This window comes from Paenibacillus prosopidis (assembly GCF_003337375.1).
Lineage (GTDB): Bacteria > Bacillota > Bacilli > Paenibacillales > Paenibacillaceae > Pristimantibacillus > Pristimantibacillus prosopidis.
The window spans coordinates 1-20,092 of the sequence record NZ_QPJD01000022.1 but is presented as its reverse complement, the minus strand read 5'-3'; the positions used below and the strand labels follow the sequence as shown (position 1 = coordinate 20,092).

The window sequence follows — 20,092 nt, the reverse complement described above, 5'->3', positions numbered from 1 at the left end:
ACGCCCGGATGTCGCTCGTTGAAAACGACAGGAGCGAAGCGCCAGCGCTGCAGTATCGTTCTGCGAAGCAAGCCCTGCCCTTTTCTTCTTCGAGATCCGCTTCGTCTCGGCCAGAAGGGTCGGAAGGTCGCGGATTTGGGCGGCCTCCGGTCCTGGCGGCCACCGCTTGAATCCGAAGGCACCGCCCTGCGGCGGTGGCAACCTTTCGGGCGAAGCCCGGCCTCTCGCCCCGGCTCCGATCCAACTCGAGCGACCCGCAGGCATCTTGCCGGTGAAACACTTCGTTCACCGGCGCTTCGATAGAACCAAGCTAAATCGGCTTTACCTCTCTCCATCCGGTATCCGTACCAATTTGATGCAGGAGTGACGGGCGTAGACCAATCCGCACAGCTGCTGAAGTATCTTCTTCCTTGTATTCGACTCGCGCCACGCACGAACCAGCAGAATAGACCGTTACACCTTCGACTAGACGATATTTCGTACATACTCCGTCTTTAATAATCTCCGGAATCCGCAGGACAACCTTGATATCCGTGGAACCGAAGGAAAGTCGGTTATCCTGTAAAAGAAAATGCGGACGGTGGTCTTTTTTGAGCAGTTTGGATAGCTTGCGCTCAAGTGCGATCGCCATTTCTTCAACCGGGCCAAAACCATCATCACCGGATCCATACCACGACTCACCTGGCGCTAATTGAAGTAACTCATGATCTCGAATGAACTCCCGCACACTTACCCTGCAATACATAGGAAAATCCTTAATGTGAAAATAGCGTCGCTCACTCCCAACGGTAACAGTAAGATAAGGACCGTTTTGAATATGGATATTGTCCATGTGCTTATGAATCGAGCGCTGAACCGTTAACAGCTTCTTGTAATCCTGTAGAACACTCTCTGCAATCTCTGAACCGCGGAAAATAGCCCAATATAACTGCTTATAATGAAAATCCCGTTTAGCCAATTCTTCATTCCGGAATTTTCCGATCCAGCCACCGCGCCACGATGAACCGTCTGGCTGAATCATGTGGTACATCCCTTTGGTCTCGCCCGTTGCTTTTTCGTCAAGCACGGCACGCCAAGCAGGCTCCGACATAAACATGGAAAGCGTCATTTCCTCGGGTTTCATTTTTTTAGTGTCCCCCGTGAAAAGTACCGCCTCATTATCGAAAATATCCAACGTTAATTGCATCTACCATCTCTCCCCTCGCGTAATGGCAAAACATCAATATCATGAACGACAACATCGGGGGTGGCTTCCAAACGGTCGCGTAGGGAATTCCCTAGCGCAATCGTGTCTGCCAACCAATTTTCATTCTCAGGCGATCGATCTTCCAAATCGATCATAATCATCAATTTACCGCGCATTCGTATCCCTCCTGTGACTATGATGCATACATCCGGTTCGCTTGCCTGTCTAGCCCGAGCGGCGATGAGCGGATTCTTTAAGGGCTTGATGAGCAGAATCGCCGCCAGCTGGCAAGCGTGGAGCGTATAAAGTTTTCAAAAGAACAAAACATCCGTATTTCGAAGCCGTCATAGCCACGTTTAACCATGATTGGCTCTCGAAGTGCAATGGTCTGCCAGGCATAGCCGGGATGGCGTTCTCGAAAGAGATAAGCCACCATTGCACGGAGAGGTTCATCATGGTTGGCTAAGATGACGGATACGAAATACGCCCGGATGTGGCTCGTTGAAAACGACAGGAGTGAAGCGCCAGCGCTGCAGTATTGTTCTGCGAAGCAAGCCCTGCCCTCTTCTTCTTCGAGATTTCCCACTTGGGTTTTAGGCGTTGGTCTTTCAAAGGTTTACTTCTTCGAGAATGGCTTGTCTCGGTCTGACGAGTGATCAGCGGCGGCCGGCGTTGCGCGGCCAGCTTTGTAGTTTCTTCGCAATTTTGGAGGTGTTGATCGGGGTTTTCTTACATCGGAACGCAAAGGAGGAAATGAAGTCCAATGGAATCTACCGGCTCTTAGAGCGAAGCGACTTAGAGCCGGTGAGTCGCTTGGGCTTCCCGACTGAACGAGCTGGGGGATCATTAGGCAATAAAAAAAACCAGCTGCTAGAGCTGGCTCGAGTGGTAGTCTGAGGATTCGAAATGACTGATTAGCTTGCTTTCTGTTGTGCTTCTTGCAGATCGCGTTTACGATAGATCGCCAGCTTATACATGCCGCTACCAACCTCGATACGACTAAAGGATTGCTGAAGAATGTAACTTTTCTCGAAATGAGGACGAATCATGGTATCCGAAGATTTTTCAGCGTAGTACCATATTTTCTTAAACAACTTACAAGATAGGTTATTAAGCAAATGTGTAAAAGGTTTTCGTTTATATGCCTCTATGACAATAAACCCGTTAGAGCTCAAAGCAGAGTGGAATGACATCATGATGGATTCCAGAGCTTCACTTTTCTTTCCCCTGGAAGCTGCTTCAACAGAATGCCACATAGAGCCTTTAAAATCGATAATGCAATCTGTATGTTGCAGGCCGTGGTCATGCAGCAGTTGATTAACTTCTATAGCATCGTAAGACTTGGCAGAGTACATAAAGTTTGGAGGATCGCTAGGTTCCTGACGCTTGTACTCCTCTATGGAAACTAAATCACTAGCCAGCAAGTGACTAGGTGACGTAAACTCCGTTTGGAGAAAACCCGCAATCTTTCGTTCATATTCCCCAGCGTTGGCGGCAACACTGACGATCTGCAAGTGAGTGTCTACCGAAGTGCTTTGCAACTGCACCAATAATTCCGGGTAAATACGCTGGATCCATTCCTTTCTTTTATTAAAGGCACGGGTTGTGGCACTCCAATTTTGAAGTAAACCCCACTTTTCATACTGCAGGGAATTCAAAACATTTCGGAATCGATGAAACTTGGACACTAAGGCAGAAGCCAGTAAAGCGAGAATTCCTACAGAAACCACTAAAACAGTTAATCCAGTAATCAGCTCTGTCAAAATATAAATGAACGTTAATGCGAATGAAATTTCCTTCAATGGAGATGTGAAGATAACTATAGAACCAATCACAAACACCAGGAACACGGCGATCATAACAACGAACAAAAATAGAAAGGAATAATGCAGTAGATACGCGCATCGGTGATAAAATTTCTTCCATGTCCCTTGCGTGATATCCTTACGCATAAAAAGTACATTCAAAACCACACCTAATAAAAAACATACAACTAGTGTGGTAAGGGCGAATCCATTAATAAATAATGAACTAAATTGTGAACTATATTCCTTCATATTCCTCTCTCCCAGCTTTCTATCTTAATTTTCCTCTATATTAGTTATCGGAATAATTATCCAGCACGTTGACATGTAACGGATCAATTCGCTGAAAATGCGCTTCTTTCTTCGAGGTATAAAGACGCACGATCTTGGGAATACTAAAAACAAACTGCCCAAAATGGGAACATATGTTCCGCGTGGAACGATTTGTAAAAAAAGATACTCAGTATTTAACGAATGTAACTTTTGTCTTTCAAGAAGCTTTTCTTCTTCGAGAATCACTCCGCCTCGGCCAGAAGGGCTGGAGGGCGCTGATTTTGGCGACCCCCAGTCCTGGCGGCCACTGAATCCGAAGGTACCGCCCCGCGGCGGTGGCATCCTTTCGGGCGAAGCCCGGCCTCATGCACCTGGGAGCCGGTCAATCCGGCTTCCAGGTGCATGCTTTTCCGATCTCTTAAAGAAACATATCTGTTTCATGCTGAATATTCTTTCCGTTAAAATTCGCGTGATAACGAACATCGGCGCAATCGTAAACGGGATCATAATCTACTTGAACGTCCCATTTCCCTTCATCATTGATCCCGCAAAAAACATAACCGGATTCATCATTGAATCCTTGAAAAGTAACGGATTGAAACCCAATCTGAATCATCAAAGCTTCAGACAGTTCAAAAGGAATCGTATCGGACGGAACTAGTGCGTCGTTCATTTGGCTAACCTCCATGTATTTTGATAGATGCCCCGGCCCGACAGGGCCGGGGCCGCGTTCGCGGCTATTATGCGATTGCGGCTTTCTTGCTCATTTCTTTCTCAATTTCACTGATCATTTTTTCAGCGGCCTTTTGAATGGTTTCTCCCGCCTTTTGAATGTGATCCGAAAACGCGGAGCCATTCCAGCCAGCTACGTAAGGAAAACTGTATTTGCTTGTATCGAATCCGAAGTATGAAAGAACGACGAACGCGGTTCCCTCTGCTTCGACTTCTTTCAATTCCCTCGATTTATCCGTGTTCGTGTGCAAATGGCCGTGAGCCATTTCGTGAACCAATGTTTTGCATTTGTGCAAAGCGGCCATTCCCTTTTTAATTCCGATGCTTTGTGTCGAGTGATCGAAATAACCTTTTGAACCGTCTGAGATCGTTTTTTCCTCTACAGGAAACGGGCTAACCATTTTCAGCGTTTCATAGAAATCACGCAAAGTTGCGGTTTCCATCGTCAGTTCATGGGTAAGGCTCGGAAGCTCTTTGCCGCCTGTTTGGCTCACATCGAAAACAGTAACTTGATGAAACCCGCAAAGCACTTTCTTTTGCTCTCCTGTCTCTTCATCCTTTTTCATCTTGAAGCTTGGAGCCATGATTTTTAAACCCTTTTCACCAAGCTTTACATGGCGGCCTAGCTTCTTCCATTCCTCAAAGCCTGCTACATAAGTAGCCGTAGGGTATTGGAGAAGTATAAGCATCATGTTATTGAAAGAATAGTCATGGAACCGGGTTTGGAATAGCAAAACCTCTTTCCATTGCTCAGAAGTATAAACTTGTGTAACGCCTTCTTTGAGTTTTGCATAGAGGTCATTTACTTTTCGGTCGGTGTATGTAGTCATTCAGGAACACTCCTTTTAAATTTGATATATGGAAGTTGGGGCCGGATTCCGGCCCGGACTATATTAGCGGATAATGAGCGAACCATGTACCGTAAGATTTTTCAGCGCTTGCAAACGTGCGATTTTCGATTGAGCGATAACCAGCTGGGATTTCGACATTTGGACTCAACTCCTTGGGTGAATGTTATGTTTACCCTATATCCGGATTTCTGTTTGCCGGTCTAGCCCGAGCGGCGATGAGCGGAAATCTTTAGGGTTTTGAGAACAGAACTTGCCTTGCGTACTTGCTGTTTTGCATATGAAGTTTTCAATGAGCTTTACATCCGTATTTTTCGTAGCCGTCATAGCGTTCTTATCATGCCGGTTCCTGGCGCGCAAGGACTTGCCCGGCTTGCCGGGTGGCGTTCTCAAAGAGATAAGCCATCCTTGCGCGTCAGGGTTCGGCATGATTTGCTATGATGACGGATATGAAAAATACATACGGATGTTAGCGATTGAAAACGTAAGGAGCAAAGCAGCTACGCTCATGGTCAAGCTGTTCACAAAACCCGTTAGGTTTTTGCCCTTGCGCTTGGCTCTTCAAGGCATTTGAACTTGGTTTAACGGGGTTAATTAGTTTCATTTCAAAAAAAGACAACCAGCGCGAGCTGATTGTCTCCCCTACCTTATCCAATTCTTTTTTTGGCTGCATCACTTCCGATTGTTATTGTTCTTTTCTTTGCATCGGAACGCAAAGGAGGAAAAGAAGTCCAATGGAATCTACCGGATCTTAGGAGCGAAACGACTTAGAGCCGGTGAGTCGCTTGGGCTTCCCGACTGAACGAGCTGAGGGATCCAAAGAGATTGATATCTTTAAACCGAGTTATTGAGAGGGATTTCTTATAAAGTCATCGTATATTAAGAGGTGAACGGTACTGGATAGACATTGGAGGTAACTTATGACGGGTATGACCGGTCGAAAGCATACTGAAGAAACGAAAAAGAAGATTAGTGAAAGTCGAAAAGGCCAGTTACTTACGGCTGAAACACGTCATAAGATGAGTGTCGCAAGAACGGGTAAAGTAAAATCTGAAGATTCAAGGAGAAAGCTCAGTATTACATTGAAGGGACGCAAAATGTCTTCTGAGTGGGCCCGAAAGATCGGAGATAAGAACCGAGGAAGGAAGGTTAGTGATGAGGTAAAAGACCGCATACGGAAATGCCTAATTGGGCGTACCCGGCCACAAGCGGTGAGAATTAAGATTTCACAGTCTAAAAAAGGAGTCCCTTTATCAGCTGAACATCGAAACAAGCTCAGTGCAATAAAAAAGGGAATAACATTTTCAGAAGAAAGAAAGTTAAACATGAGTGGAGAAAAATCTTCAAGAGCGGTTTTGAATGATGAGCAGGTGCTTGAAATTAGGAAAATATATGTTCAAGAGTCAGGCTGGTCTCATAGAAAATTAGCTTCTAAATACGGCGTTTCAAAGAGTGCTATTACCGCTTTGCTTCAGGGTGACACGTGGGATCATCTATAAAAAGGGTTCAGCCACAGGCGTTCTAGGGGTATTCGAAAATTTTAACTTGATGGGCATGTGGCGGGACCCCATAATGAGATTGTTTGGAATGGACGAAAAAGACGAAAGGGACCCAATATTTATTGGTCCCTTCCAATGTCTTAATATTTATCTCCGTAATTCAATCCCTTCAAAGCGTCAACCAATCCATAACCGTATAAGATTTTGTCACCAATTAAAACAGCAGTTTTGTCCAATATTTCTCGGATATCTTCATTTCTTAGGTTAGGGTTGGCTTCCCAGATCAGAGCAGCTACCCCAGCTACGTGTGCTGAGGCCATCGAGGTCCCAACGTTCATCGTATATTGGTCATTCAGATACGTACTATAAACGTTTTCTCCTGGGGCCATTAATTCGAGGTCTTTTCCTGTACCAGAAAAAACTGTTCTTTCATTACTGCTGTTTATAGCTCCTACAGCAATAACTTCTTTATAAGCAGACGGATAAGCAAGAGTTCCCATGGACCCCATGTTCCCTGCAGCCGAGATCAGTAGTACTCCTCGCTTGTAAGCCTCCTTAACAGACTTATTAAGGACTTTATTGTCCATTGATACCTCAAGGCTTAGATTGACGATATTTAGGTTATTTTCAACCGCCCATTCAATTCCCGAGACGATATCACTAATGTACCCTTCACCCATTGAGTCCAATACTTTAATAGCATACAGCTTCGATTCCGGAGCAACGCCCACGACACCTATTAAATTATCTTTAGCACCGATAATTCCTGCTACTGCTGTACCGTGTCCGTAGTTATCAAAATAGTCAGATGCCCCATCTACGAAACTTACGCCGCCGACCACGTTCAAATCATCATGTGTGTAATCAACACCTGAGTCAATTATTCCAATCCTAATTCCTTTGCCGGTGAATCCTTTCTTATGTACTTCAATTGCATTTATCTTCGAAATCCCCCACGGAACTTCTTGTTTAGATATCGTTGGAGAAGACTCTGCTGTATCAGCTTTAAGATTAGGCTCCACCTTTGTGTTCAACTCAGGATTTGCATTGACTCTAAGATCAGGCTCAAAGAATTCAACTTGAGAATAGTCTTTTAATGATGCAGCCTTACTCTCCGAAATCTCAACAACCGCAACTGGTATATATCGATATTCTTTTATTATCTTACCTTCTAGACTATTAATCAGTTGATGATCAATAGAAGTATGGAAAGATACTAAATATCGTGTATTATTCTCTTGAACCGACGACCCATGAGCTAATGAAGTTGCCATGATGCACCAAATAAATATAAGTAGGAAACTGCCAGCTTTTTTCATGCAGCATCATCCAATCTACTATTGTATAAATGGTTAGGGTTGGAAAAGGAGATATTTAAAAAGTTCAGTTGTATTCCGTTGTCTCTCTTGGCTTAAAGATAGAGACAATACAATTTCCTTTTTTCTTATCTCTTATTATCTTTAACGAAGCCCCATATAATTAGAATTATGCCAAGTAAAAGGAATGGAACTACAAATATATTCTCACTCAAAGGAACATTATGCGATCCAGACCAACCGGCATTTCCCTGATTAATCCCATTTCCGTTACCTATCATTGCTATTACATACCACTGCGAAATTCGTTCGAGAGTATAGAATACTCCACTTGTAACTAAAAATATCACTCCAGCTTTTGAATAGTTCATATAATGTCCTCCAATCATTCAAGCAAGGCGAGGGATCCCCTCGCCTTGCTTCTAAGTTCTATCAGGGCTGGGTAAACGAAATAGATGTTTGCCACGTTTTGTCCCATTTTTGTGGGGTTATATTATTTTTCCATGTTGCAACAACATTCCATGGATAGGCAATGGATAAAGACTCAAGTATCGTTTCGGTCGAGCTCCACGTATGCTTCCAATCGCTCCTGAAATACCATGGGCTAACAGAAGTAGGTTTATCAATGTAAAACCACGCTTCTCCTTTTGAACCAACATAGTCATATCCGCCACTATTGTTTAACAAAACAGCGTCTTGAATATTATAAGTCATTCCAGAGGAGAAAGATTGAGATGACCAACCATATCCACTAAAACTTTCATCTCCTTGATCCTTAACCCAAATTCCTGGATATTCCGGTTGACGGTTAACCGGTTTTCCATCTAAGTCAACAATTCCAATCGCATAAGTATCTAGTGCTTTAATACCGGTAGTATCCCATCCTCCGCTCGAAGTGTTGTAATTCCAGTTAGAAATAACTAGATACTTATAACCTGACTGGGAAGGACCCATTACAGTATGCGATATACTTGCATACCCACCAAGGGTTAACGGCTGAACCTCCGGTTCCTTTTGAATAGTCTTCCATCCAAGTTTCTGCAGCTTCTCAATCTTCTGTTCGTAAGTAAGATCTGAATTCAATATCTTATCCGCTTTTTCGATGTACACTGGTTTTTCTTGTTGTTGAGATTGAGCTGCAACCATACTACTAGACAATCCAACTAAAACCATCATCATCATCATTACCGATAACAACTTTTTCATTAACTATATTCCTCCTTTTTATGATGAAACTCGACTTCATAATACTATTTTTCCTAAAAAATTCCTACAAGTCTAATATTATGTTTTTGTTAACTCGTGCTCTCTATGTTTGAATATCCGGAAATTGTAAAATCAAAAACACTAGGATAAATCCTGGTGTTTACCTTCTGGGTCGGGACAAACTGCACCGACCCCATTATCAAGCTTTGATGAATCTATACCCCAAACTAGAAAATTAAACTATCCTATCTATATTAAGCATAATTCCATAGAAAGGATGGTTTTCCATGATTCTATTCCACTTTCTATCACATAGTGTTCGTCGACGTTTTCCCGGATCGTTCCCGAGCTGCAGCATCCTTTTCCTCCGGAATAGCCCGACCTTCTTCGTGCGCTCGGCTTCCGGCTTGTTCGTTCAGTATTTCCACATGAGCGGGCAAAACCCCTACTAATGTTCTGAGAATATCCCGACTGTCATATCACTTCATGAAAGAATAGCGGTTTAGGTTTTGATCGTATCCAAGCGCAGTATCAAACAGTCCCTTGCTGCTCTTAAAGCCGATGAGCTTATCTGTCTTTCCATTTTTCATAAGTTTCTTAAACTGGGCGGGGGTAATTATCACGCCCAAAAATTCCTTGCTGAGTTTGAATCTGCAGCCGCTTTGCCTCCAAGCGCTGCAGCCGTAATACGAATCACTTTCCACAACCGGCTTACTACAAAGTGGACATGCTCCTACGCTGTTGTCGTCAGCGATCGGGAATCTGGTTTGAAGATGGCCATCTTTAAGGAAGATGTAAACGTCATATGCTTTCTTTCCAGTTTCGGACGGCTGGATATTTTGGAGAAGTACTTCCTTACCCGCCAGCAGCGGCTTGATCGCTTTTCGCGGCAGCTCGACCTTACGAAATTCTTTCCAGATTGCAAATTTGCAGCCATCTTTAAAGCCGGAGCAGCCGAAGTTTTTATCTTTCTCTACGACCGGCTTGCCGCAAACGGGACAATCCCCTAAACTGTTATCCTCGATGGTGGGAAAACGGCTCTCGAGCTTACCATCTTTGAGTTTGAGATAAACGTCATATGGCTTTTTACCGTCCTGGCTTGGAAGTATATCTTTGACCAGAATTTCCTTTCCTTCGAGAAGGTCCCGTACTTGTTTTTCTCGGAGCTTCACATTCCGATGCTCTTTCCATATCGTGAATTTGCAGCCTTCCTTCCAGGCACTGCAGCCGTATCCCTTCGATCCCTCGATGACCGGCTTCCCACAAATCGGGCATGTACCCACTTCTTCGATATTAGAGAACAGGGACAACTTTATGTTGTCCTTTTGCATGGCCTCGATCTGCACCTGCAGTTTACCTTTCATGCTCAAAATATCATGAGCGAATGCCTTAAACTCTTCCAGGAGCGCAGTAGCGGATCGTTGCCCTTCAGCTACTTCATTCAGCTTTTTCTCAAACTCCCCTGTCAGCTCGATAGACGCTAATGGATGCTCGTAGATCAGCTCCATGAAGTGCTTCCCCTTATCCGTAAGGTAAACCAGATTTTTTTCAATTTCGATGTATTTTTGTCGTTTCAGGGTTTCGATGATGTCCGATCGGGTGGCTGGTGTTCCAATTCCGGATTTGAGAAATTGCTTGACTTCCTCATCCGTGGTTTCTGCATCGACATGACGGCCAGCGTGTTCCATAGCCTCTTGCAAGTCAGAATCATACATACGCTTTGGTTTACTGGTTTTACCGGTATGGGTGTCGATATTTGCAGCGGTCGCGGCTTGGCCTTCTTGCAGCTGCGGAATTTTTTGAACATTGCCCATTTGGTCAGCTTTGCTTTCATCTTCGCTCGATTCGTCCGAATCCTGCTGCGGTTTCAAGATTTTTCGCCAGCCTTCGGACACAACCATAACGGCTTTGGAGTAGAAACTTTCACCGACGACGGAAGTGATGACTTCCGTTTCTTTGTCTACGCCTTCTGGATGGAATGCGGCCAGCGTGTGCCGTAAAATCAGCTCATACAGCTTTTCTTCGTCTGTAGTCAGCTTCTTATCTTCACCGTCTTTGTAGTGCTCCGGATTTCGGTCTGTTGGAACGATCGCATGATGTTCTGTCACCTTTTTATTGTCAACAAACCTGGTCTTACCTTTTATGCTTTCAAGAATGTTCGGGAAATACTGCTGGTACTTGCTTGTTTCTTTCAGCTTCGTGAGCTTTTCTAGCAACTCATCAGCTGCGTTCTCCGACATATGGCGGCTGTCCGTTCGCGGATAGGTGCAGTATTTTTTATCATACACGGCTTGCAAAACCTTTTTTGTTTTTTGAAGGCTAAAACCCAGCTGCTTCCGCGCTTCCGTCTTTATCGATCCTTCGTGCAAGAGCTGCGGCGCATAGCGCTTGACGGACTTTTCGGTGTACTGAAGTACGCTTCCTTGCTGCCCTTGGACTTTCTTCCGAATCTCGTCGGCTTTATCTTTTGTATCAAATCGGTAGACGGTTTTGCCTTCCTCATTCAGCTTGAACCACTGTCCGGGGTAGTTCCCGCTTGATGTTTGAAAATCGCTGACTAGCACATAAAATGGCTGCGCTACAAAGTTCTGAATGGCCATTTCACGATCATACACAATCCGTAAGGTCGGCGTTTGGACCCGGCCGGCGGATAAAGTCACTCTTTCCCGAGCGATATCATGAACCATAACCGAAAAGAAGCGTGTAGCCGTAATGCCCATCCAGAAATCCGCATTAGCCCGAACCTGGGCAGATGCAGCCAAGTTTTCGTATTGCCGGGCATCTTTCATGTTGGCATATGCTTTCTGGATCGTCTCCGGCGTTAAATCGCTTAACCAGAGCCGGAAGGCGCGGCCCGACTCGTTGACCGGATATTTGCATTCTTGAAGCACTAAGCGAGCTATGTGCTCGCCCTCCCTACCCGCGTCTGTCGCTATGACTACGCATTTAGCTTTGCTTACCAGCTCTCGAATCGCGCTTACTTGATCCTTTTTATCGGGGTCTACTTCGGTCAGAACCGGATCCGGAATAAATGGCAAATTTTCAAGCTTCCATTCCTTATATTCCGGATAGCTATCCGGCTCCTTTAGCTGAATAACATGACCAATGGCCCACGTAACGACATCCCCATTAGTCAGCGTGTGGTAATGCCGCCCTTTACTCTTTAGCTCCAAAGCTTGTGCGATGTCTGTTCCCATCGCTGGCTTTTCGGCCAAGATTACGCGGTTATACATGATACTAACACTCCAATCTTTTAGCATATTATTCAACAAAACTACCACTTGATGGTCTTTAAATTAACCGCCTCCCAATGGTGTTGCCCGTTGTGAACGACTTTCCTTTCAATGATAAAATCCCGACTTTCAAATCCGAAACCACTCCATATTTTTAACTCCTATTCCTTTTTCGAAAAGGGATTTCTTATGATTTTAGGTGCCGATTGGTCGTTCGTCATGATGATATTTTTATTACTAGGAGAAGGAGCAGTAGTCAACGTCTCTGACGTTTTTTTCGAAGCCGATACTCCTGCTTCGCCGTCCACCTTCCTCGCTTTGGTACGGGAAGAGGATCCCTTTGCTTTTTGAGATTTAGTGCTTGTTTTTGGATCGCTTACTGGATCAACAGCTTGCTTGATCTCATTCTGCTCAGAATCGTCAGGATCTAGCTGCTTGCGTTCTACTCCATCAGGAACACCACCAGAATCCATACGTTTAAATTCGGACACAACTGTTCTTGGATTAGCATCCTTCGCCGTATCTGCACCAGGAACTTGGCTGTTCTGATTCTCGACGGTGAACTCATCAATTAATTCTGGAGCTGTTTCAAGCTGTGAAACGACACCGGGATCAATCTCCGTGTGAGTGGTAATTTCCGGAGATTGGTGACTTTCTTCAGCTTCCTCTGCTTTATACAGTGCTTCCTTCTCAGGAATTGGCTGCTCAATAATCGGTTCAGGAAGAAATTCGGATTGTTTATCCTTCTCAACTTCTTGGTTGTCTGCGTTATGGTATGGCACATTCGGTTGGGTTGGATTTGCAGCTGCAGCAACCGTGGGATTATCGTTTGTATCTTGATGATTATTCCGGAGAGCCAAATAATTCGTAACTCTGTTTTTGCCGGAGCTTTTTGACACATACATAGCATCATCAGCTTGCCGGATAAATTCGTCCGCATCCTCAATATCTTCATTGAGCCGGCTGAACCCCACGCTTACCGTGATTGGTACATATCCCTGCTTTTTGGATTCCATTTCAATTCTTGCACGATAATTTTCTGCTACGATCGATGGATCTCTACGTTCGTCTGTAATGAGAGCTACAATTTCCTCTCCACCGTATCGACCAACGATTCCGATACCCGCACATACCTCCTTCATAACAGTAGCCGCGAATACAAGCATGACATCGCCTTTTTGGTGGCCTTCTGTATCATTTAATCTCTTGAAATTGTCAATGTCACTGAAAATGACCGCACATGGATCACCAGCAGCTATAGCATCGTTCACTTTCCTTTTAAAATAATGTTTTTGATAAAGACCGGTTAAGCCATCTGTCACCGATGAGTAGGATACAGCTTGCATCAAATCGATGATTCTATCAAACAAGATGACAAATAGGACAGAAAATGTGGCTAAACAAAGGGTAATCGATATAAACAAAAGTATTTGAAGCTCCAGGATACTAAAAAGCAAAGTACTTATAGCCGTACAAACATTAAGTATGAATGTCGCCAGGAACTTTCCCCTCTTGGCCAATCGCGGCAAAGCCCAATAAAATAGGAAAACGGTAAAACCTACATTAATTGCTGCCAGAGCGATCTCTACAAAAAAGATGTTCACAAAGAAGGATAAGCTTGCAGTTAATATGGATCCCGCAATAGCAGCTGCATATATGTATAGTTTCTTATTGTTTTTGGGATTAAATATGTGATGGAACCCGCCATGAAGCGACATAAACGCAATAGGAAAAACAATGGATTGCATCAATCCTAAAGATGAAGCCTGGAGGTCGAGCAGCACGGATACTAATAGAATCAATTGAACTAAAAGCGCCGCGGCTATCGAAGCTGTGAAAATCAAGTACATTTTGCTTCGCCATCTACGGAATAGCATATACCCCATAGTAAACATGCCTATGAGTATGGATACCAAAATTAACGCCGGTATGATTTCCGGATGAAGCATCATAACAATCACCTTTTCTTTCAAAAATACGAATGGCCTTCAAATTATCATGTAACGTGCTGCCCTATTGGCCATCTCAGTATTAGCTAAGGTTAAACAGAGGATCTCGATTGCGTTCTGCTGAGAAAAGGACAGCATAGAATCTCTTGATTTCGAGAACTGAATCAGAAGATAGACCAAGATTACTTTCCAGTTCGGCAAGCATGACTTCGATATTATGAATAATATTTGCAGGCGGGTTTAAGCTGCCTTTTAGCATTTCTAAACGAAATTTCAAATCTTCCATGATAATTAATCTGTTTCCACTTTGAACGGTCGAATCTAAGGCTTTAAGGCTTGTACGCAGTTGATTTTCTACATGCGTGTTCATTGGATAGTTCGCTCCTTCGAATGTTTTTAAGCTGCATTTGTTGCATCGAACTTTACCGTCATTATTATTTATTATCGGAAGCATAATGCGGTTAAGACACTCTGAATACGAAATTTAACCCCTTAACTAAAGCAAGGGGTTACGCAGAATTAAATGTTCAAGATTTAATCAGCTCGTTCCTCAGATAAGGATTCAATGACGTTGCTGCGTTCTTTCATACTGGAACGAGTATATACTCTTGTAAAATTCACATTTGAATGTCCCATTAGATCTGCAATATGTTCAAGTCGAGTCCCTTTAACAGCCAAATCGTGACCAAAGGTATGCCTGAGAACATGTGGCCCGAAGTTATTCAATTTAATTTTCTTTCCGATAGTAGTACACATTTTATTCAAAGTGTGTCTAGTAATCGGTCCGCCCTTTTGCGAAATAAAGACGTTTGAAGATTCTTGTTCACCACGTTGTTCCAGCCATTCGGTAAGAGCCTTTCGCAAATCAGTATTCATAGGCACACGCCGGGAGTTAGCGCCTTTGCCGTCACGAACAAACACATAATCCTTCTCGAAATAAATGTCCTCTACTTCGAAATGGACAATTTCACTTCTTCGCAGTCCAGCGTGTAGGCCAAGAAAAATGATTGCCCTATTTCTGCTATAGCGCCAGTGATTTTTGTCCTTCAATTCTTCATCGTTAATATAATTCAACAGCCGGGTTCGCTCGATCCGCTCTAACCATCTTGGATCATCGTCATCATCCATCTGCATCTTAGGGGGCTTTATTTTTATAGCTGGATTGCTTTTGATTTCCCCTATCTCTTGCAGGTATTCAAAATAACATTTAATAGCTTTAATGAATGTTATGACAGATCTTATTGAGTACTTTTTCGGTGTTGCTTTTTTTCCCCGTACATATGTTGCTTCATCTATGAGGAAACTTTTCCATTCCTGAAGATCTAAAGCAGATACATATTTACCTTTAAACGTCTCCTTTCCTATTCTTTGAAGAAACCATTTCTGAAATTGCATTGCAACTTGATTGTAGGAAATTATTGTATCATCGCTTTTTCCATTACTTTTCAACCATTTAGAATAGTCATTCAATTGAATCCCTGCCAATAACCACCATCTAGTCACGCGCTCCTTCATGTGGTAATCTTTTCATGGCAGTTACTGGTGATTAGCCTAAGCGCATTCCTCAACCCTCTTGGCCAGAGATAGGGATGCTGGATGTTAGTTCAATGCTCTTTCCTGGATTCCAGTTTGATCGTCCTCATCCTTATCATCATTATCCGGTAGCAAATGTGTAATGATTTTGGAAAGCAACTCCCTGGATGAAGCGCATCCTGTCTTTGAAAGCAATTTGGTCATGTGGATATTCACAGTTTTCCTTTGAATATGTAAGGATTCAGCTATTTGCTCATTAGTATAACCGTGCTTCGCTACGACTCGAAGCAAATCCGTTTCGCGAGGCGTTAAATTATATTGTTGCGCAAAAAAAACAATTGGATCATCTACAGTTTCAAAGCTAATTGGCTCTAATTGGCTTTTTTCCATTTCTACACCTCTTTGATCAGTTTGATTTTCAGGTAATTTTCTCTATATCAATGTCCTATCGAATAAGTCGTGGGGCACCTACCGACAAAGCTACTAACTCCCCGAACTCGCTTAAGCATTCAGCGTTTGCATCAAAACTTCTGAAGAACGTAACTTTGTCGACGTGATTATTAATTTTAGTACCGAAAAACCAGTGTCCGGGTCCTTATGAATTTCTTTGAACATGCGGGAAAATCACTATCCTCCAAATATTGCTCAAACCCACGTTTCTTGCAGTCTGAGAAAACAAGAGAACCATTCTCGTACCACAAGTTAAAATGTCCGCATTGCCAGTCAGGATTTTTCATGGTGAATAAGCTCCTCTCTCCTTAACTGATGATGAATTCATCATTATTTAAAAAATCCTAAGCTCGTGCCGAGAACACCCAAAACAATTCCAATCAAAATAGCCATATAAAATCTCTTTTCGATTTTTTTATTCGATACTCCCCCTCCATTTTATCCCAAACAATTTATCTCTAAATTATCTGTAAAGAGAAAAGTAACGTAGTCAAATTATAGTAATATTATACCACAGTAATGTAGCCAATTACAATGTTTTTCCAGCTAAAAAGGCTATATAACTTATTTTATACAGCCTTTTTAACCTATTCATTTTCCTATAAAAATATCTTTAAAGAGATGGAATGTTGCGGCCGATCTCATGTTATCGACGACCGAAATCCAGCCGCGTTTTTTCCAAACATCTGCTATCTCAATTGTTTCCTCCCTCTGCCAATCCGATGCGTAGCGTAGTCTACGACGTCTGGCGAATCGGCAGGCTGCCTTGGTTCTTCGCGATGGGCAATCTTCAGCGTTTTTCTTACAACAGTACCTGCAGCGTATTCCAACACATCGTCGAGGGTTATATGATCGATTTCAGCTGTCCGCGCGTTATGGAGGTACACCAGTGTCTCCATTCCGGCGATCACTTTCGGTGAGAGATGGACAAGCATAGGCTGCTTTTCACGTTTACCAAATAAAACATCCCCAAGCCATGACATCTAAACCAGCCTCCCACGTCTTAATGTATTCATATCCTGATGGTACGTAAAGTGCCCGCGGCGCATATCTCGTTTGTATTTATTATTAATCCGTTTAATGAATTCTTCGCTATCCAGAGCATATTCAATGGCTTCGGTATAAAACAAATTCAGCGAGATATTATGTCGGAAGCTAAGCGCATCTATCTCACTGTGCGTCACTTCATCGATCCTCAACGTCACACGATGCTTTTTATCAACTCTTTCTACCCTCTCCTTCATTACGTATCAGCCTCCATTTAATTAATTATCTTGGCAGTCATGACGTCATGACATCGGGTTTGGGGTGGTCGAAGAGAGGCTTCTTGAGGGAGGTACCCCGGCCTCCTCCCTTCCCTGTCCTACTATAAAAAGTCCCCTACGCTGAACTCCATGGCATCGCTGGTCTCAATTGCGCGCGGAGAGGAATTCGACAGCCCGCTTGGTGCTGTTGCATGGAAAGCCTGATCGATATCTCGCTGAATGAGTCTCTTCATATAAGCTGATTGATTCTTCCTTTCGATCACACGCTTATACAGCTCTTTTTGATCCGGATCAGCGATGTTAAAGACGACCTGTACTCGCTTTTTAATGAGCTCACCCATAGATCTTTCTCGCGATCATGTAAAAGGCTTTAACGTTCGAGAAGAATGGATCTGGCTCAAGTAATTGGCAATGCGGGAAGAATTCTTCCTGCAGGTAAGGTAGGATCGCCGGTGCCCCACCCCCGCATAGATAGACTGCATCTCCCTTCCCCCACTTCCGATTAACGGACTTCGTACCAATTTGCCTTGCAAATGCTGCAACCTGCAGGTTGCTCTTACTCTCCATTCCTTCCGCGAATGTGAAGCTGCTCTTATTTATGTATTGCCGATCTTTGAGAGTTGCGTAATTAACGCTGCCGCTACCGATATCGATCACGCGCACTATTCCTGTCCCCGGAGCTAGGAGGCCCGCTGCAGCACCTTCGGGAGATATTTCACACCTACGAATTACGATGGTTTTGCGAATCCCGTTTACAATCAGATCGTGCCGGCGCTGTAGCATGTTTTTTATTGCAGTCTTCTCCTCTTCGGTATGAGTTGCAATAGGCTGGCCGACAACAATGTTGAACTCTATCCCTACTCCGAACTGATGCAATGCAATCAATATCCGGAGCAATGCATCAAAGTGAGCCTTGGAGTCATCTTTTCTGCTCTCAGCATACTCGCTCTCATCTTCGGCCAGCGTGCCTGCGAATCCGCACTTTCCTTCGTACTCCCACTCGAAATCAAACGGCTTCCTCTGCCCTTTCAGGTTCCGTTGGAGCTCATTGATACCGATTGCTGAAGGAAATTTAATGAGCTGCTTTCCGTCATAAAATTTCGTGTTTCTATTCCCCGCATCGATGGCTGCATACATCTTCTTCGCCTCCATACATCTTCTTCGCCTCCTTTGGTGTGTACCCAGGTGCGCACGTTTATGGCTGCACTTACCCTTGTGTGTACCTAGTTACATACCTACTCACTATCGCTTGTCCATTATTCAAATCAATTTGAGGAATGTTTAAAAAATTTGAAAAAGGGACATGAATGGATCTATCGGGGGAGGTGATTCACAAGTGTTTGGATTAGGTAAGCCAAGAAGTAAATTCGGGAAATGGCTTGATAAAAAGGGGATCAAACAACAGTGGGTCGCAGAAAAAAGTAAAGTGAGTCGTGGGACAATTAGTCAACTTGCTATTGATGATAGTAGGTCACCAACATACAAGAATGCAGTGAAGTTAATAAAGGTTCTACGGGAAATAGATCCTTCAATTCGAGCTGATCAATTTTGGGATATATGAAGCCATTGATTCAGAGCAGCCGGATGATGCTACCTGAACATAAAGTGGAAATTAACTTATGGCGAATAAGGTAAAGAGCAGTTTTGCAAATCTTGAATTCTGAAGTCACTCGATTTGTCTAACCCGCTTTCTAAAGGGTGTTCTAATTAGAAGAAGACGGCAGCCAATTCACCAGCTGCCGTCTCTTCGTGCTTACCCCAATGCGTGTTTTCAGGCAGCTACCGTCTTAATTACGATCTTAGCAAACTTTTTCCCGAAGTGAATTAAACTATCCTGCCAGTTAGTTCAATGGAAACTGTAGTCAACCGACCACCGACATGCAGCGCAACACCGCGCGCTGGGAGCTGCGCACGGTGTGAAAATCCAAACTGATGCTGGTTCGATAGATGTAGTGTTTCCAGAAAGTTAAAAATTTCTGTTCTTTGTCATTCACATACATTACGGTGTATAATAAGAACAAATGTTCTTATGGGGGTAATGATCATGATTGAAAATTATATAGACCGAACAGTGCAGATTTTCTATCAGGACAAAAAACGCAATATATCCATTCGTCTTATAAGAGTTCAGGATGTACCGAATGGGAAGGTCAAAGCTTTTTGTTATGAGGCGAACGTACCACGAATATTTAATCTCGACGATATTAACGATGTAGAGCTGGTGAAGCGCCATGCTTGATGATGTAGCTCGCAAAGTCTTAACGATACTGTGGAACACATACCGTAACGATCCATTTACAATTGATGTCGCGCATATCAGTCATCGAGCTCAGCGGACGGATGGTCGGGTGAAAATCGCAATCAATACTTTAGTCAAAAAAGGATTTGTTCTTTGGGATAGAGAGACCAAAAATTTCCGAATTCTTTACAGCCACGAAGATGCAAAGCCGAAACGATGGAATTAATAAGCCCAATGTCATGATAAATAGCCCCCGCAATTTGGCTTTCCTTTGAATCAATCATCAGTAGTCTTCAACTATCTTAGTCCTATAACTAAAAAAGCCCGCGGTTTAAGCGGACTTCAATCGGACAATGTTTTATCCTTTGACAATTGTTAAGTCAATTGCTTGGCTCTATGGAATATTTGGAGTAGCGTTTCAAAGTCTTCTTTTAATGTCTCTTCCGTAATGTTGTTTTGTTGTTCATTCTTTTTAAAATGTTCAAGTTCATTGTTTTTCTGCTGTAATTGCTCTTTTAAGTTACTGATTTGATTAGCCATATTTATAATAAGTTGCTT

The 20,092-nt window shown here is 43.4% G+C and carries 24 protein-coding genes; 5 read left to right on the top strand and 19 right to left on the bottom strand.

What is annotated here, in order from left to right:
* The 3 genes from DFP97_RS30980 to DFP97_RS26465 form a co-directional block, all read right to left on the bottom strand.
* A partial coding sequence (locus tag DFP97_RS30980) for a hypothetical protein (RefSeq protein ID WP_181873691.1) occupies positions 1-264 on the bottom strand: 264 nt, incomplete at its 3' end.
* Between the two features lie 46 nt (positions 265-310).
* The gene (locus DFP97_RS26470; protein WP_114383688.1) at positions 311-1,186 is read right to left on the bottom strand and encodes a hypothetical protein; all 876 of its coding nucleotides are present in this window, start codon (positions 1,184-1,186) and stop codon (positions 311-313) included.
* Positions 1,177-1,362 (bottom strand): hypothetical protein, encoded by a 186-nt coding sequence (locus DFP97_RS26465; protein WP_114383687.1) that lies wholly within the window; start codon positions 1,360-1,362, stop codon positions 1,177-1,179. Before DFP97_RS26465 ends, DFP97_RS26470 begins: the two co-directional genes overlap by 10 nt.
* 282 nt (positions 1,363-1,644) lie before the next feature.
* On the opposite strand from DFP97_RS26465, the gene DFP97_RS30455 reads away from it, so the two are divergent.
* The gene (locus DFP97_RS30455; protein WP_147275093.1) at positions 1,645-1,842 is read left to right on the top strand and encodes a hypothetical protein; all 198 of its coding nucleotides are present in this window, start codon (positions 1,645-1,647) and stop codon (positions 1,840-1,842) included.
* 258 nt (positions 1,843-2,100) lie between these two features.
* Here the strand turns inward: DFP97_RS30455 and DFP97_RS26455 are convergent, their stop codons facing one another.
* From DFP97_RS26455 to DFP97_RS26445, 3 genes are all read right to left on the bottom strand, one after another.
* Positions 2,101-3,243: a hypothetical protein gene (locus DFP97_RS26455; RefSeq protein WP_114383685.1), complete on the bottom strand. Its 1,143-nt coding sequence runs from the start codon at positions 3,241-3,243 to the stop codon at positions 2,101-2,103.
* 439 nt (positions 3,244-3,682) lie between these two features.
* Positions 3,683-3,937 carry a hypothetical protein gene (locus tag DFP97_RS26450; RefSeq protein ID WP_114383684.1) on the bottom strand — a complete coding sequence of 85 codons (255 nt, stop codon included), beginning with the start codon at positions 3,935-3,937 and terminating at the stop codon, positions 3,683-3,685.
* A 67-nt stretch (positions 3,938-4,004) separates the two neighbouring features.
* Positions 4,005-4,826, bottom strand: a complete 822-nt coding sequence (locus DFP97_RS26445) for an ArdC-like ssDNA-binding domain-containing protein (RefSeq protein ID WP_114383683.1) — start codon at positions 4,824-4,826, stop codon at positions 4,005-4,007.
* Positions 4,827-5,136: 310 nt separating this feature from the next.
* Between DFP97_RS26445 and DFP97_RS26440 the strand changes: the two genes are divergently transcribed.
* A complete protein-coding gene (locus DFP97_RS26440; RefSeq protein WP_114383682.1) occupies positions 5,137-5,418 on the top strand; it encodes a hypothetical protein in 282 nt (93 codons plus the stop codon).
* Between the two features lie 346 nt (positions 5,419-5,764).
* Positions 5,765-6,343: an NUMOD3 domain-containing DNA-binding protein gene (locus tag DFP97_RS32000; RefSeq protein WP_114383681.1), complete on the top strand. Its 579-nt coding sequence runs from the start codon at positions 5,765-5,767 to the stop codon at positions 6,341-6,343.
* A 140-nt stretch (positions 6,344-6,483) separates the two neighbouring features.
* Here the strand turns inward: DFP97_RS32000 and DFP97_RS26430 are convergent, their stop codons facing one another.
* The 12 genes from DFP97_RS26430 to DFP97_RS26375 form a co-directional block, all read right to left on the bottom strand.
* Positions 6,484-7,662, bottom strand: coding sequence for a S8 family peptidase (locus tag DFP97_RS26430; protein WP_114383680.1), 1,179 nt, complete (start codon positions 7,660-7,662; stop codon positions 6,484-6,486).
* 125 nt (positions 7,663-7,787) lie between these two features.
* Positions 7,788-8,030: a hypothetical protein gene (locus DFP97_RS26425; RefSeq protein WP_114383679.1), complete on the bottom strand. Its 243-nt coding sequence runs from the start codon at positions 8,028-8,030 to the stop codon at positions 7,788-7,790.
* 61 nt (positions 8,031-8,091) lie between these two features.
* A complete protein-coding gene (locus tag DFP97_RS26420) occupies positions 8,092-8,865 on the bottom strand; it encodes a hypothetical protein (protein WP_114383678.1) in 774 nt (257 codons plus the stop codon).
* A gap of 479 nt (positions 8,866-9,344) precedes the next feature.
* Entirely contained in the window at positions 9,345-12,098 is a 2,754-nt protein-coding gene (locus DFP97_RS26415; RefSeq protein WP_114383677.1) for a type IA DNA topoisomerase, read from the bottom strand.
* A 161-nt stretch (positions 12,099-12,259) separates the two neighbouring features.
* The gene (locus tag DFP97_RS26410) at positions 12,260-13,942 is read right to left on the bottom strand and encodes a GGDEF domain-containing protein (RefSeq protein WP_220271196.1); all 1,683 of its coding nucleotides are present in this window, start codon (positions 13,940-13,942) and stop codon (positions 12,260-12,262) included.
* Positions 13,943-14,129: 187 nt separating this feature from the next.
* Entirely contained in the window at positions 14,130-14,417 is a 288-nt protein-coding gene (locus DFP97_RS26405; protein WP_114383675.1) for a hypothetical protein, read from the bottom strand.
* Positions 14,418-14,581: 164 nt separating this feature from the next.
* Positions 14,582-15,550 (bottom strand): tyrosine-type recombinase/integrase, encoded by a 969-nt coding sequence (locus DFP97_RS26400; RefSeq protein WP_181873690.1) that lies wholly within the window; start codon positions 15,548-15,550, stop codon positions 14,582-14,584.
* Between the two features lie 96 nt (positions 15,551-15,646).
* A complete protein-coding gene (locus DFP97_RS26395; protein WP_114383673.1) occupies positions 15,647-15,970 on the bottom strand; it encodes a helix-turn-helix transcriptional regulator in 324 nt (107 codons plus the stop codon).
* 749 nt (positions 15,971-16,719) lie between these two features.
* Positions 16,720-17,013, bottom strand: coding sequence for a hypothetical protein (locus DFP97_RS26390; protein ID WP_114383672.1), 294 nt, complete (start codon positions 17,011-17,013; stop codon positions 16,720-16,722).
* Complete coding sequence (locus DFP97_RS26385; RefSeq protein WP_114383671.1) at positions 17,014-17,274, bottom strand: hypothetical protein; 261 nt, start codon at positions 17,272-17,274, stop codon at positions 17,014-17,016.
* A gap of 122 nt (positions 17,275-17,396) precedes the next feature.
* The gene (locus DFP97_RS26380; RefSeq protein ID WP_114383670.1) at positions 17,397-17,636 is read right to left on the bottom strand and encodes a hypothetical protein; all 240 of its coding nucleotides are present in this window, start codon (positions 17,634-17,636) and stop codon (positions 17,397-17,399) included.
* Entirely contained in the window at positions 17,629-18,447 is an 819-nt protein-coding gene (locus DFP97_RS26375) for a ParM/StbA family protein (protein WP_114383669.1), read from the bottom strand. Before DFP97_RS26375 ends, DFP97_RS26380 begins: the two co-directional genes overlap by 8 nt.
* Before the next feature lie 184 nt (positions 18,448-18,631).
* Here DFP97_RS26375 and DFP97_RS26370 point away from each other — a divergent pair, with 184 nt between their 5' ends.
* Together DFP97_RS26370 and DFP97_RS26365 are read left to right on the top strand one after the other, a co-directional pair.
* On the top strand, positions 18,632-18,856 hold the full coding sequence (locus DFP97_RS26370; RefSeq protein ID WP_114383668.1) for a helix-turn-helix domain-containing protein: 225 nt from the start codon (positions 18,632-18,634) through the stop codon (positions 18,854-18,856).
* A gap of 483 nt (positions 18,857-19,339) precedes the next feature.
* Positions 19,340-19,534, top strand: a complete 195-nt coding sequence (locus DFP97_RS26365) for a hypothetical protein (protein WP_114383667.1) — start codon at positions 19,340-19,342, stop codon at positions 19,532-19,534.
* 375 nt (positions 19,535-19,909) lie between these two features.
* On the opposite strand, the gene DFP97_RS30975 is transcribed toward DFP97_RS26365, so the two are convergent.
* On the bottom strand, positions 19,910-20,092 hold a 183-nt coding region (locus DFP97_RS30975), incomplete at its 5' end, for a hypothetical protein (protein WP_181873689.1).

Bases quoted from the DNA above. Each gene is read 5' to 3' on its own strand.
- DFP97_RS26470 (WP_114383688.1), bottom strand. From the start codon at position 1,186: ATGCAATTAACGTTGGATATTTTCGATAATGAGGCGGTACTTTTCACG.
- DFP97_RS26465 (WP_114383687.1), bottom strand. From the start codon at position 1,362: ATGCGCGGTAAATTGATGATTATGATCGATTTGGAAGATCGATCGCCT.
- DFP97_RS26455 (WP_114383685.1), bottom strand. From the start codon at position 3,243: ATGAAGGAATATAGTTCACAATTTAGTTCATTATTTATTAATGGATTC.
- DFP97_RS26450 (WP_114383684.1), bottom strand. From the start codon at position 3,937: ATGAACGACGCACTAGTTCCGTCCGATACGATTCCTTTTGAACTGTCT.
- DFP97_RS26445 (WP_114383683.1), bottom strand. From the start codon at position 4,826: ATGACTACATACACCGACCGAAAAGTAAATGACCTCTATGCAAAACTC.
- DFP97_RS26440 (WP_114383682.1), top strand. From the start codon at position 5,137: ATGAGCTTTACATCCGTATTTTTCGTAGCCGTCATAGCGTTCTTATCA.
- DFP97_RS32000 (WP_114383681.1), top strand. From the start codon at position 5,765: ATGACGGGTATGACCGGTCGAAAGCATACTGAAGAAACGAAAAAGAAG.
- DFP97_RS26430 (WP_114383680.1), bottom strand. From the start codon at position 7,662: ATGAAAAAAGCTGGCAGTTTCCTACTTATATTTATTTGGTGCATCATG.
- DFP97_RS26425 (WP_114383679.1), bottom strand. From the start codon at position 8,030: ATGAACTATTCAAAAGCTGGAGTGATATTTTTAGTTACAAGTGGAGTA.
- DFP97_RS26420 (WP_114383678.1), bottom strand. From the start codon at position 8,865: ATGAAAAAGTTGTTATCGGTAATGATGATGATGATGGTTTTAGTTGGA.
- DFP97_RS26415 (WP_114383677.1), bottom strand. From the start codon at position 12,098: ATGTATAACCGCGTAATCTTGGCCGAAAAGCCAGCGATGGGAACAGAC.
- DFP97_RS26405 (WP_114383675.1), bottom strand. From the start codon at position 14,417: ATGAACACGCATGTAGAAAATCAACTGCGTACAAGCCTTAAAGCCTTA.
- DFP97_RS26395 (WP_114383673.1), bottom strand. From the start codon at position 15,970: ATGGAAAAAAGCCAATTAGAGCCAATTAGCTTTGAAACTGTAGATGAT.
- DFP97_RS26390 (WP_114383672.1), bottom strand. From the start codon at position 17,013: ATGTCATGGCTTGGGGATGTTTTATTTGGTAAACGTGAAAAGCAGCCT.
- DFP97_RS26385 (WP_114383671.1), bottom strand. From the start codon at position 17,274: ATGAAGGAGAGGGTAGAAAGAGTTGATAAAAAGCATCGTGTGACGTTG.
- DFP97_RS26380 (WP_114383670.1), bottom strand. From the start codon at position 17,636: ATGGGTGAGCTCATTAAAAAGCGAGTACAGGTCGTCTTTAACATCGCT.
- DFP97_RS26375 (WP_114383669.1), bottom strand. From the start codon at position 18,447: ATGGAGGCGAAGAAGATGTATGCAGCCATCGATGCGGGGAATAGAAAC.
- DFP97_RS26365 (WP_114383667.1), top strand. From the start codon at position 19,340: ATGATTGAAAATTATATAGACCGAACAGTGCAGATTTTCTATCAGGAC.